This window comes from Candidatus Binatia bacterium (genome assembly GCA_036504975.1).
Taxonomy (GTDB): Bacteria; Desulfobacterota; Binatia; order UBA9968; family UBA9968; genus JAJPJQ01.
Genome location: DASXUF010000162.1, coordinates 1 through 11,538, shown reverse-complemented (window position 1 = coordinate 11,538; position 11,538 = coordinate 1). Strand labels below are relative to the sequence as shown.

Sequence of the window (11,538 nt, the reverse complement as noted above, 5' to 3'; positions counted from 1 at the left end):
CACCCTCACCTCTATCCTCTCCCTCCAGCGGAGGGAGAGGAGGCGAAGTGGCGCAGATTCGCAAAGAGGCGGCTCTCCGGCATGACGACAATAAACAGATGATGAAGTCTCAAAAGCTTACGGACCAAACGGTATTGTCGGCGATCATCAAAGAAGAGGCGCAGCGCGTCGGTTTTGAGCTGGTAGGGATTTCACCTGTCGCAGTTCCCGCTCACGAAGAATCGTTCGCAAAATGGCTGAGGAAAGGTCTCGGCGGCGAGATGGGATATCTCAACCGGACCGAGGAACTGCGCCGCGATCCGAAGAAGCTCGTTCCCTGGGCGGTATCGGTGATCTCGGTGGGAATGAATTATTTCACGCCGCCGCCTAGGCCTGAGAACCCGGCAGGCGCCGAGGGATGGATCTCGCGCTATGCGTGGGGCGACGATTATCACGATCTCGTCAAACAAAAGTTGGATTTGTTATTGGAGACAATCAGGAAAATTCATTCCGGACCGGTCGAAGGGCGCGCGTTCGTCGATTCTGGGCCGGTGCTTGAGAGGGGAATAGCCGGAGCCGCAGGGATCGGCTGGATCGGCAAGAACACGCATCTGATCTCGCCGCAAAAAGGCTCGTGGTTTTTTCTCGGCGAGCTGTTTCTTAGTATCGAGCTGGCTTACGACCGCGCGATCAAAGACCGCTGCGGCCAGTGCGATCTCTGCCTCAAGGCGTGCCCGACCGGCGCTTTCGTCGGTCCATACGTTCTCGACGCGCGCCGCTGCATCTCTTACCTCACGATCGAGCTGAGAGGCCCGATACCGCGCCATCTGCGGCCGCTCATGGGCAATCACATCTTCGGCTGCGACATCTGCCAGGAGGTTTGCCCCTACAACGTGAAGGCGCAACCGACGCGCGAAGAATCATTTCAGCCGCGCGACGGTCTCTACGCTCCCGACTTAGTTCTGCTGCTTTCGCTAACGGAAGAAGAATTTCGCCGCCGTTTCAAAGGCAGCCCGATTACGCGCGCCAAACGCCGCGGTTTTCTCCGCAACGTCGCCGTCGCCCTGGGAAATTTGAGGAGCCGCGAAGCCGTACCGGCCTTGATCCAGGCGCTCCAAGACGAAGATGCGTTGGTGCGCGGGCACGCGGCCTGGGCGTTGGGCCAGATCGGTACGGGGGAATCGCTAGACGCGCTGACAAAGCGATTAGAGGTTGAATCGGATGGTGAGGTGAAAGAAGAGATCGAAGAGGCGATAACTCAGGCCACGCTTGACGGCCACTGAACGAGCGGCCTAATTTAGGCTCTGTTCACATAGGGCAGATGATTTGGGTTAATCTGGGATCGTTCGTAGGTTGATGGATGCCGACAATTCTCTTTATCCGTGGGTGGCGCTTCTTTTTCTATGCCAACGAGGCCGATGAGCCCATCCACATCCATTGCCAAAAGGCCGAAAAGGAGTGTAAATATTGGCTAGATAGGAGCAATTTTGGTGTGCAGGAAGCTTATAGCTACAGGATGACGGGGACGGACAAAAGGGAAGTCAAAAAAATCATCTTTGAGTACTTTGACTACATCGAGAGCGAATGGGACAAGTTTGAGAGGAGAAAACGTTGAAGAAATATCATGAGATAGGCAACGTTCGCTTTAACAAACATTATCTCCTGATGAAAGTTGACGGAAAGGATTTCCGGATTGATCTCCGCGTTTATTCGAAAAGGCTCGCTTCGGCGGCTGAGCGAACGAAGATGAATTTTGTCGTGTCTCCCTCTGGGTATGGTATCCATTGGCCGGAGTTGGATGAAGATCTCTCGATTGATGGCATGATTAAATCTGCTGACGTAAGGAAAACGGGGTAGATAAGGGCAGTATCTATACTTGCCGCCCGTCGCTGCATTTCTTATCTGATGATCGAGTTCACGGATGCGATACCTGCCAGGAGGTTTGTCCCTACAACGTCAAGGCGAAGCCGACGCGCGAAGAATCATTTCAGCCGCGCGACGGCCTCTACGCTCCCGACTTGATTCCGCTGCTTTCTCTCACCGACGAAGAATTTCGCCGCCGTTTCAAAGGCAGCCCGATTCTCCGCGCCAAACGCCGCGGGTTTCTCCGCAACGTCGCCGTCGCCCTGGGAAATTTAAAGAGTCGCGAAGCCGTTCCTGCTTTGATCGATGCGCTGCAAGACGACGAGCCGCTTGTGCGCGGCCACGCCGCATGGGCGTTGGGAGAGATCGGCACGCCGGAGTCATTGGAGGCGCTGAGAAGGCATCAGTCGATTGAATCGGAGGCTGAAGTGGGAGAGGAGATAGACGACGCCCTAAAACAGGCCCCTTAAGAAGCCACGCGCGATATCTCTTTCAATAGATAGCGGCGGAGATCACAATGGCAACTCTAAACGACAAGATAGAGATCATTTTAACTGAAGAGAAAAGAGCTTATCAAGCTAACGGTCGTATTCGCGGCGGGTTGGGGAGCTTTGATTTTGGTTTACCTGGTACCTGGAGCACGTCTGGAAAGATCCCCGAATTGTTGGCTACTATAATAGAAGCCAAGCTGGCACTATTAAATCTAAAAATGCGGGCGTTCTATTAAAACTGTTCTCCTCTTTGCCGCCCGACGAAAAAGAGAGCTTCAGATCAATCCTATCCTCACATTTGACCAAGGCATCCCCGTACCGCTCAATCGGGTATTTGATATTTTTCGTGCTGTATAAAATCGATGCCTTAAAAAAAGCGGTAGAAGCCAGCTTCCTGGCGCTAAGAGGTGACGACGAAGTTGCTTTCGATAACACGATGGGAATGCTCGCGCTGATAATCACTCACGAATACGAGTGTCTGGATGACGCAACCTATGTCTACATCGAGAATTTACTCCGTGGAACTAGGGAATATGGCTCTTGGGTTAAAGACCGACTTAATGTAGCAAGACTAAAAATCATCGAGAAGCAACTTGCTGACATTAACCCAGAAATAAACACCGACTGCGATAGAGTCGTAAATTTGTGGGAAGCAAAGCTTGGTCAAGGGCCTATTGTCTCCCTGATTAGGGAAATCGACAGCCACTTTGATGAAGCTGAGTTTACTCCTACGAAATATGCGACTTGTATTGATAGAGTCCGCGTCTTAGTTTCCGAAGTTTTCAAGACGATTGCAAAAGCTTTGTCTGAGAACCGAAAAGACGGAAAAATTGCAGAAACGACAGGCGAACACGCCGCCTTTGATTATCTCAAGAGCGTCGGATTCCTCGCCGATTATGATTGGAATATAGTCAGATCCTTGTATAACTTGGCCTCTGATCAAGGGTCGCACAGGCCCGTAGCCCTGCGAGAGTACGCCAGAATTGCCAAGAACATGGCTTACGAGGTTATCTTACTTGCTCTTATAAAGTACGAGAGTCGAGAATCGGGCATGGTATTTATTCCATTCTCCAGCATGCAAGTGGCGATGAGCGCATCCCAATAAGGCGCGCCGGTCTCCTCGACCAGGTCGATTGCCCTCAACATAGTTCCTATCTGACGGTCAATGACAAGCCAGCGAGAAGAGCGGAGAATGTCGGTTATAATAGTCCGGGCTTTTTGAGACGGAAAGAGGTCGTTGGACTTTTCTGGTTACAACAACAAAGAACTCAGACAGGTTTTGAAGGGCAACCACGCCGCCGCCATGTTCCCAAACTTCATTCAACAAACTGCGGGCGATTGCGTGTTTTCCCTTCTCCGATACGTCATATGCGTAAACAAGGACATTTGTATCAATGAGCTTATCTTCCACGGCCATGCAGCTCCCCCCGCTCTTTATAAAGCAGCTTCCCCATCTCGAACCCCTTCGCTAGCATAGCCTTCTGACGCTGAACGATCTCCTTCTCCTCATCCTCCGATGCCTTGACCAATACAAGCGCCTCGCGGCCATCCTCCACGTCTAGCTTCTCCTCCAAGACCACGGTATTGCCTCTTACGGTTCCTCGATAAGTCTTCATTTCGCTGTTCCTCCGTTAGGCGCTCCCGACAACCCTAGAATAGCCTGCAACAGGCTAAATTGGAAAGGGTCGTATCACGCGCCCTTTGTATCCGTATCAGGTGTTTGCGCCAGCGCGGCCTTCAAGACCGCTTCCAACTTCGGCGCGATCCTGGCGACCTTTCCTCTTCTATCCACACAGGCGTGGCGCGTCCAGCCTTCGGCCAGGACTTGTCCGTCGTTTTTTCGCGCGATCTTGTAGCTGAAATCGAGCGTCGCGCGGCCCAGCGCGGCGAGGGTAGTCTCGACGGTGAGCTCGTCGTCGAACCGCGCCGGTTTGAGGTAGCGGCATGAAACCTCCCTGACCGGAAAGAAAAGTCCGGCGTCTTCGACGGCAGTGTAGGGCACGCCTACTTGCCGCATCAGTTCGGTCCTTCCCATCTCGAACCATCGGAGATAGTTGGCGTAATAGGCGACTCCCATCTGGTCCGTGTCGCCGTAAATGACGCGATACGAAGCTAGATTTTTTTGCATAGGCTCTGTTTATCCTCTTACGGCGAGAAGGACAACGGCGCTTGTAGTAGCAACGTAACTCTGTCAGGGGTTAACGGCAGGCTCCTTGACTGATGCGGGTTCAGGGGTATTAAATCTTTCGAGGTGATGAAAGGGGGATGACGCTATGAACGCACGTTTCGAGCAACGGTCGGCGCAATGGGTCGTGTTCGCGGTGCTCTCGGCGTTTCTCGCGGGAATAGAATTTCAGCCGGATGCCGCGCGCTCGGCGACATTGATGTCTCAGGAACAGGCGACTCAGGTTGTTTCGCTCCGTAATTTAACGGTCAAAGACGGTGTGGTTTCCGGAGAGTTGGTGAACAAATCTCCCCGAACCATCCGGGATGTGCAACTGCTGATCCGCTATACCTGGCTCTGGAACAACGAGATGCACCCGGGCGAGCAAAGTCCCGGCGACGCCGTGTACAGCACGGTGGAAGGAGACGTCCCTTCGGGTGGGAGCAAGCCATTTACCTATCGGCCTCAGTCTCCTTTGCCCGAGCGCCCTGACGGCCATTTCGAAGTATCGGCTTCAGTCGCCGGTTTTACCGAGATCATTCCGCAGAAGTGAATTGTCCTTCGGGCTTTTCTACCGATTAGTCGGCGCGCGCTCGGCGTATCTTTTCTCGATATAGCCTGGAGGTCTGCCATGCCTGGATTGCACCTTCAACCAATCTCCTTGTCCGCCAACGACATCAACCTCTTTGCCTTTTTCAATTTTGGAGACGGCTTTGTAATGCAAGCCCGGCCCCTCTCTCACGTCGGCATCCGCAATCGTGGTGTATACCCCTTGGGCAGGCGGAGCGGAGCTTCGCGATGGGACAGCGACGGGTTTGGCAAATCGTTCATCGATGTACCCGGGAGGATTTCCCTGCTTCGAGACGACCTTGAGCCAACCCTTCTCCCGCCCCGCGACATTGACTAGGGTGCCGCTCTTAATTTCGGCGACGATCTTATATCGAGTTCCCGGCCCGCTCCGCACCCGCACCTCCTGCGTTGTGGTATAAGGCTGGGTCTGTTCCGCCGCATTAACGTTGGCCTCAGGTTGGCGCGGCTCTTTCTTTTCGCATCCTGAAAGCGTGAATAGGAGTGTGGCGAGGGGTAGGGCTATAGCGAGCCGATTGGACCGTATGATCATGATCCCTCCTAGAGAATTCGCGACTATTCAGGCTAGCAGATAACGTTTAACCCGGCAATTTCGGGTATTTCGTTGTCCCCTTTTGGCATATTTTTCCCTTGACAAGCCAACTCCTTTTTGTAATAAATTAGCACAATTTTGTATCTGGAGAGGGAGGTAGCGATGAAGAAGGCTAGGTTAGCTGTCCTGGTGGCATTAGTCTTTTTCGTGAGCAGCTGTGCGGGCATGACCCGAAGGCAGCAGAATGCGCTTATCGGAGCGGGCATCTGTAGCGTTGTTGGAGCGGGAGCCGGCGCCGCCGGCCCGCAAATAGGCGGTCATGGCGGAGGCATCAATTCGGCCAAAGGTGCTGCGATCGGCTTTGTATCCGGCGCTCTAATTTGCGGCGTGCTGGCCTATCTCTTGACCGAGGAACCAAAGCCACCGCCGCCACCACCGCCACCGCCACCGCCTCCTCCTCCACCGCCACCACCACCACCGCCGCCACCGCCACCGCCGCCACCACCGCCACCGCCGGCGCCAAAAGTGGAGCGGACGATTATCTTGGACAACGTCCTATTCGATTTCGATAAGACCGCTATCAAGCCGGATGGGGCCAAGATTCTCGATCGCCTGATTGCATTCCTCAAAGAGAATCCGGACAAGAGGGTGGATCTCGAAGGCCATACCGACTCGGTCGGCACGGAGAAATACAACCAGGGATTATCGGAAAGGCGCGCCGCTTCGGTGCAGGACTACCTGACCAAGCGCGGCGTTAATGCGAGCCGGATCACGATGAAAGGATTCGGCGAGAGCAAGCCCATTGCCGATAACAAGACCGCCGAAGGCCGGGCGAAGAACCGGCGGGTCGAGATAAAAGTACGCTAAGGAGTTCTTATGGGGCGACAGACGGGAATGAGAGGAACAGTCGTCGGATTCTTCCTCTTGTTCCTGCTGTCGCCCTCCTTCTCTCACGGCCAGGACTTCAAAGCCTGGCAACTTAAAACGGCGCAGTTTAAGGAATGGTTGGATCTTCTTCAGGGAGACGCTTACAAGTTTTGGACCCGCCTTGACGGCACTCGTCGCCCGCACAAGCTCTACGTAGGAGAAGGCTTCAACAAAGCGGATCTGAAAGACAAGGAGCAATTCGTCGAGATTTTCTCGCACTATCTGGCCGGGCATCCTGAAAAGTTCATGTTGATAGACCTCTACGATGCCGGGACGGGGGCTGCCGTCGGAGAATTCGGCTGGGGCGGCTTTAAGCTTTTTGTCAACGGGACTTCACAGGCGGCACAAGGCACATCCAGCACAATCGCCGCGGATAGCGCCGACGGCGCGGCGGCCGCCAAGACAGCGGCGACCGCGAAATAAAAAATCTTTCCATCTCGATTCCCTGTTTGACCTGCCTTAGGAATTTCCATTTTAAACGGGAATCCGCTCCCCGCACGGTAAAACGGTCTGAATTCCAGAGACAGAATAAAGGGGAGTTAGAATCTTGGAAGAGACCTGCCGGCGTCGACCGGTAACAAGACTCCGGTAATGCGTCTGGCGTCGTCCGAGGCGAGGAACAGCACCGCCGCCGCCACGTCCTCCGGCGTGTGGAGTTTTTTCAGCGCCGATTCCTCTTCCAGCAGCTTCATCTGTTCGGGTCTGCGCGCCATTTCGGAAGTAAGCGTCGGCCCCAACAGGACGGCGTTAACCCTAATGTTCTGAGGTCCATGGTCCAGGGCCATCGCGCGCGTTAAAGAGCTTAGAGCTGCCTTGCTGGCGGAGCGCAGCGCGCGCCCCTTGACGCCCGAGCGTGCGAGGGACGAGAGATTCACGATCGCGCCGCCGCCGTTTTTCGCCATGGCCGGAATCGCGCAGCGCGAGAGCGCGATTACGCTCTTTAAGTCGGCGTCCATCTCCTCGGCAAAATCTTCATCCGATATCTCCATGATCGTTCCGACGACGCGGCGGGCAGCCCCATAGTTGACCAGCACGTCGAGGCGGCCGAACTCATCCAACGCTCTCTTCACCGCGGCTTCCGCATCGCGCTCGCGCGCCACGTTGCCTTCTATCAAAACTGTCTTTCCGCCGATCCGCTCTATCGCCAGACTGGTCTCGCGTCCCTGCTCCGCGGCGCGGCAACAACAGGCGACCGCGGCGCCCTCCCGCGCGAATGCGACCGCGATGGCCCGGCCGATCTCGGCGTCGGCGCCGGTGACCAGAGCTACCTTGTCGGCAAACCGCGTCACACCGACTCCTGCTCTTCATCGCCGCCGATGCGGACCATCTGATTCTTAGCGTCATCCCGAAAGATGTGCTTCGGGTCCTTTCCCTTGCGCACGTCGTCGATCGCGACGAGATACATGACGCGCATGGCGCTCAGCACCTTGTCGAACGCGCCGAGATGCTCGCGGCGGCGGTCGACGATGGCGCCCTGCGACTCATTGACCATGTTGTCTTGCGCGAGAAAGCCCTTGACCGCGGTCCCCGGCGCGTTCACCGGAATGCCCGAGATGGTATCGGCGTTCTCATAGTCCCGGAAATATTCGTTCTCGGGCCCGGGCGGCGTCGAGTCATGCGCGGCAGGCCAGGCGTAGAGCTTGCCGTCTTTGCCCTGCGGAGTAAATCCTGCCTGAAAGCGCATCGTACGTTCGTCGTCGATGGGCACGTACCACGACTGAAATTTCTGCACGCCGACTTTCCTGTTCAAACTCTCCTGAATTCTCATAAAACCGGCCGGCATGAAGAAGTGGGCGTAGACCACCTGGGTGACCTCGCGGCTGACGTCCGGTAGAAGCGATTTCTGCCAGATACCGTAGTCGGTTTCCCTGAACTCTATTTTCGGCTTCGGCAAGGTGGAGAGCTTGTGCTTCACCTTCGACCACCGGTCCATGTGCAGATAGGAAAAATGGACGGTGTCCACCGCGCCCTCGACGTTTTGCAGGTAGTTGCTGTTGATCCGATAGCAGTCGGCTTTCCGGCTGCCATCTTCCCGAATCAAGACCTCGTACCGAGGCAGAAGCGGCATCTTCTCATTCGGCCCCAGGTACGCGAAGATCAATCCGCCAAGGTCCCGGCACGGATAGGAGAGGTGGCGAATTTTATCCGCGAACGGGTCGGGCTCGGCGGGCTGCTCCAGACATTTCCCCTCGATGTCGTAGAGCCAGCCGTGAAACGCGCAGCGAATGCCTCCGTCTTCGACTCGGCCATAGGCCAATGAGGTGAGCCGGTGAGAACAGTTGAGAGCCAATAGGCCCGGCCGCCCGAGATCATCGCGGAACAGCACCAGATCCTCGCTCATGACTTTGATCTGGTTGGGTTTTCCGCCGGCCGTTATCTCTTCAGTGAGACCGACCGGCAGCCAGTAGCGCCTGAGCATCTCGCCGCACGGTGTTCCCGGTCCGGTGCGGCTCAGAAGCTCGTTTTGTTCTTCGGTCATCATAGAATTCCGCCTCCCATGCCGAGACGAAAAAAACTTAACAGAACAGAGAAAACGCTGTCAAACCAAGCCGCGAGGGCAGTGGGTTGCTGAAAAACCCTGTTCATCCTTCGACAAGTCTCAGGGCGAACGGGGCGGGTGTTGAATCGTTGGAGATTTTCCGTTCGTGCTGAGCCCGTCGAAGCACGAAAACTCTTTTTTCAGCAGCTCTAGTTTGAAAACCATGCCTCTGTGCGATAAACAAACGAATCACACAAGCGGCCATGCCGCAACCAAAAAGAAAATACAAATTGCATCGAGCCGTTGGAGGTGCCTTGTGGCCGCAAAAGAACCTGAATTTTGGAGCATGGTCAGCGCGTATGATCGTTGGATCGAATCCCAGGGTATACCGATCCACCGGGGATACTATGTCCCGGATATGAGGACCCTGGATCTGGGTTGGTGGAAGGCGCGCGAGTGCTACGGCGCCTTTTTAGTCCTGGCCGGACAGGAAGAGGTCAGCGAGGCGAGGGTGACGGAGATCCCTCCGGGGAAAACGTTGCCGCCGCTCAAGTTCGCCATGGACGAGATCGTCTATGTCGTCGAGGGCCGCGGGCTGACAACCGTCTGGGGCGAAGAGGGCGGCCCCAAGAAGAGCTTCGAGTGGCAGAAGCACAGCATGTTTTTGCTGCCCCGCAACGCCACGCATCAGCTCAGCAACATGCAAGGCGACCGGCCCGCGCGCATGTTGCATTACAATTATCTGCCGCTGGCGATGACGACGATTCCGGAGCCGGAATTCTTCTTCAACAACCCCTATCGCAGCGCGGATCTCTCGAACGGCCAAGCGGCCCAATTATACTCGCAGGCGAAAACTTTCAGGCCCACCGAAAGCTCCCCGGATTTGCCGGACAGCAAAAAACGCTCGCACCGTAATTTCTGGTACGGCAACTTTTTCCCCAACATGAGCACGTGGGAAAACCTGCAGGCGCAAACCGGCAGAGGCGCCGGAAGTCACGTGGTCCACCTGCGCTTCCCCAACTCGGCCATGTGCGGTCACATGTCCGTGTTCCCGTCGCAGACCTACAAGAAGGCGCATCGCCACGGTCCCGGAGTCGTCATTGTGATCCCCGCCGGCGAGGGCTACTCGATCATGTGGCCGGAGGGCCGGGAGAAAGTCGTGATCCCGTGGCAGGAGGCGAGCGTCTTCGTGCCGCCGAACCGATGGTTCCACCAGCACTTCAACCGAGGGGCGACGCCGGCGAGATATCTTGCGTTCCACTCTCCCCGCGGTCTGGTCGGCTACGGCGAAAGGGTGGAAGACATCGCCAGAGATCAAATCGAATACGTCGACGAGGAGCCGTCGATCCGGCAGAAGTTCGCCGCAGAGCTCGCCAAAAACGGCCTTCAGCCTCTCATGCCGGAGGCGGCCTATAAAGATCGTAGCTTCGAGTGGAACTATACGCAGGGCTGAAAAGCCGCTTGACACGGGCGCAATGAAAAATCGCGCAGAGTCTCGACAGCGCGCCGTCGGCAGGCCGTTACCGCGCATCGAAGGCCGAGACAAGGTCACGGGAAAAACCCGCTTTACGGCCGACGTCTCGCCTTCAGCCACCCTCTGGGGAAAAGTGCTGCGGAGCCCGCTGCCGCACGCGCGCATCTTAAATATCGACATCGGCAAGGCCAAAAAGTTGCCGGGAGTGCGCGCGGTCATTACCGCACGAGATGTAAGCCCGCGCCTGGTGGGCAAAGGGCTGAAGGACATTCCGGTTTTGGCGCGCGAGCGCGTGCTTTTTATCGGCGACAAAGTCGCGGCGGTCGCCGCCGTCGATAAGGACGTTGCCGAAGAGGCCGTGAGCCTGATCGATGTGGACTACGAGGAGCTACCGGCGGTCTTCGATCCGCTGGAGGCGATGGAACCCGGCGCGCCGATTCTCCACCCGGACTATGACTCCTATGAGATGGCGGAAGTACGCGCCAAGGCCGTCGGGCTGCACAACGTCCAGAGCGTGGTACGCGCCAGCAAGGGAGACGTAGAGCAGGGATTCGCCGCGGCCGCTCACATCTTCGAGCACATCTTTCGCACCCAGATCGTGCACCAGGGCTACATCGAGCCGGTCGCCTGCCTGGTCGAAGTAGACGGCGAGGGCCGGGCGCATATATGGGCGGCGCAGCAATCACCTTTCAGCATAAGGGACAAATTTGTCGATTACCTGTCCCAGCCGAAGGAGACGATCATCTTTCATCCCGTCACCGTGGGCGGCTCATTCGGCGGCAAAGATCATCTGCTCGACATTCCTTTGGCGTTCTATCTTTCACGCGAGTCAGGCCGGCCGGTTAAGATCGTGCGGAGCTACAGCGAGGAGTTGATGGCAGGCAGTCCACGCCATCCCTCGGTGATCTTTTTGAAAAGCGGCGTGACCAAGGATGGACGCCTGTGCGCCCGGGAGGCTCGGGTCGTCTACAACGGCGGCGCCTACGGTTCGTTCAAGCCGACGCCGCGCGCGCACATGAACGGCGGCTTGACCCAGGGCGG

At 56.4% G+C, this 11,538-nt stretch carries 17 protein-coding genes; 11 read left to right on the top strand and 6 right to left on the bottom strand.

What is annotated here, in order from left to right:
* The 6 genes from queG to VGL70_20075 form a co-directional block, all read left to right on the top strand.
* Positions 1–1,262, top strand: a 1,262-nt coding sequence (gene queG / locus VGL70_20100) for a tRNA epoxyqueuosine(34) reductase QueG (protein HEY3305835.1), incomplete at its 5' end; no start/stop codon positions are given.
* 77 nt (positions 1,263–1,339) lie between these two features.
* Positions 1,340–1,594 carry a DUF4160 domain-containing protein gene (locus tag VGL70_20095; GenBank protein ID HEY3305834.1) on the top strand — a complete coding sequence of 85 codons (255 nt, stop codon included), beginning with the start codon at positions 1,340–1,342 and terminating at the stop codon, positions 1,592–1,594.
* A complete protein-coding gene (locus tag VGL70_20090) occupies positions 1,591–1,836 on the top strand; it encodes a DUF2442 domain-containing protein (protein ID HEY3305833.1) in 246 nt (81 codons plus the stop codon). The genes VGL70_20095 and VGL70_20090 overlap by 4 nt, the downstream gene beginning before the upstream one ends.
* 161 nt (positions 1,837–1,997) lie before the next feature.
* Positions 1,998–2,312 carry a HEAT repeat domain-containing protein gene (locus tag VGL70_20085; protein HEY3305832.1) on the top strand — a complete coding sequence of 105 codons (315 nt, stop codon included), beginning with the start codon at positions 1,998–2,000 and terminating at the stop codon, positions 2,310–2,312.
* 47 nt (positions 2,313–2,359) lie between these two features.
* Entirely contained in the window at positions 2,360–2,569 is a 210-nt protein-coding gene (locus VGL70_20080; GenBank protein HEY3305831.1) for a hypothetical protein, read from the top strand.
* 110 nt (positions 2,570–2,679) lie between these two features.
* Positions 2,680–3,438, top strand: a complete 759-nt coding sequence (locus VGL70_20075) for a hypothetical protein (GenBank protein ID HEY3305830.1) — start codon at positions 2,680–2,682, stop codon at positions 3,436–3,438.
* Between the two features lie 57 nt (positions 3,439–3,495).
* Here VGL70_20075 and VGL70_20070 read toward each other — a convergent pair whose 3' ends face one another.
* The 3 genes from VGL70_20070 to VGL70_20060 form a co-directional block, all read right to left on the bottom strand.
* Complete coding sequence (locus VGL70_20070; protein HEY3305829.1) at positions 3,496–3,744, bottom strand: hypothetical protein; 249 nt, start codon at positions 3,742–3,744, stop codon at positions 3,496–3,498.
* Complete coding sequence (locus VGL70_20065) at positions 3,734–3,949, bottom strand: hypothetical protein (GenBank protein ID HEY3305828.1); 216 nt, start codon at positions 3,947–3,949, stop codon at positions 3,734–3,736. Before VGL70_20065 ends, VGL70_20070 begins: the two co-directional genes overlap by 11 nt.
* Before the next feature lie 74 nt (positions 3,950–4,023).
* On the bottom strand, positions 4,024–4,461 hold the full coding sequence (locus VGL70_20060) for a thioesterase family protein (GenBank protein ID HEY3305827.1): 438 nt from the start codon (positions 4,459–4,461) through the stop codon (positions 4,024–4,026).
* A 145-nt stretch (positions 4,462–4,606) separates the two neighbouring features.
* Between VGL70_20060 and VGL70_20055 the strand changes: the two genes are divergently transcribed.
* On the top strand, positions 4,607–5,050 hold the full coding sequence (locus VGL70_20055; GenBank protein ID HEY3305826.1) for a hypothetical protein: 444 nt from the start codon (positions 4,607–4,609) through the stop codon (positions 5,048–5,050).
* Positions 5,051–5,068: 18 nt separating this feature from the next.
* Here the strand turns inward: VGL70_20055 and VGL70_20050 are convergent, their stop codons facing one another.
* A complete protein-coding gene (locus VGL70_20050) occupies positions 5,069–5,617 on the bottom strand; it encodes an SH3 domain-containing protein (protein ID HEY3305825.1) in 549 nt (182 codons plus the stop codon).
* A 525-nt stretch (positions 5,618–6,142) separates the two neighbouring features.
* On the opposite strand from VGL70_20050, the gene VGL70_20045 reads away from it, so the two are divergent.
* A complete protein-coding gene (locus VGL70_20045) occupies positions 6,143–6,484 on the top strand; it encodes an OmpA family protein (GenBank protein ID HEY3305824.1) in 342 nt (113 codons plus the stop codon).
* Positions 6,485–6,541: 57 nt separating this feature from the next.
* Positions 6,542–6,967 (top strand): hypothetical protein, encoded by a 426-nt coding sequence (locus tag VGL70_20040; GenBank protein ID HEY3305823.1) that lies wholly within the window; start codon positions 6,542–6,544, stop codon positions 6,965–6,967.
* A gap of 116 nt (positions 6,968–7,083) precedes the next feature.
* On the opposite strand, the gene VGL70_20035 is transcribed toward VGL70_20040, so the two are convergent.
* Positions 7,084–7,833: an SDR family oxidoreductase gene (locus tag VGL70_20035; GenBank protein ID HEY3305822.1), complete on the bottom strand. Its 750-nt coding sequence runs from the start codon at positions 7,831–7,833 to the stop codon at positions 7,084–7,086.
* Positions 7,830–9,026, bottom strand: coding sequence for a Rieske 2Fe-2S domain-containing protein (locus tag VGL70_20030; protein HEY3305821.1), 1,197 nt, complete (start codon positions 9,024–9,026; stop codon positions 7,830–7,832). The genes VGL70_20035 and VGL70_20030 overlap by 4 nt, the downstream gene beginning before the upstream one ends.
* 313 nt (positions 9,027–9,339) lie before the next feature.
* Here VGL70_20030 and VGL70_20025 point away from each other — a divergent pair, with 313 nt between their 5' ends.
* Both VGL70_20025 and VGL70_20020 read left to right on the top strand, forming a co-directional pair.
* A complete protein-coding gene (locus tag VGL70_20025) occupies positions 9,340–10,476 on the top strand; it encodes a cupin domain-containing protein (protein ID HEY3305820.1) in 1,137 nt (378 codons plus the stop codon).
* 22 nt (positions 10,477–10,498) lie between these two features.
* The coding region (locus tag VGL70_20020) for a molybdopterin cofactor-binding domain-containing protein (GenBank protein ID HEY3305819.1) at positions 10,499–11,538 on the top strand (1,040 nt) is incomplete at its 3' end.

Bases quoted from the DNA above. Each gene is read 5' to 3' on its own strand.
- VGL70_20065 (HEY3305828.1), bottom strand. From the start codon at position 3,949: ATGAAGACTTATCGAGGAACCGTAAGAGGCAATACCGTGGTCTTGGAG.
- VGL70_20080 (HEY3305831.1), top strand. From the start codon at position 2,360: ATGGCAACTCTAAACGACAAGATAGAGATCATTTTAACTGAAGAGAAA.
- VGL70_20060 (HEY3305827.1), bottom strand. From the start codon at position 4,461: ATGCAAAAAAATCTAGCTTCGTATCGCGTCATTTACGGCGACACGGAC.
- VGL70_20050 (HEY3305825.1), bottom strand. From the start codon at position 5,617: ATGATCATACGGTCCAATCGGCTCGCTATAGCCCTACCCCTCGCCACA.
- VGL70_20055 (HEY3305826.1), top strand. From the start codon at position 4,607: ATGAACGCACGTTTCGAGCAACGGTCGGCGCAATGGGTCGTGTTCGCG.
- VGL70_20095 (HEY3305834.1), top strand. From the start codon at position 1,340: ATGCCGACAATTCTCTTTATCCGTGGGTGGCGCTTCTTTTTCTATGCC.
- VGL70_20030 (HEY3305821.1), bottom strand. From the start codon at position 9,026: ATGATGACCGAAGAACAAAACGAGCTTCTGAGCCGCACCGGACCGGGA.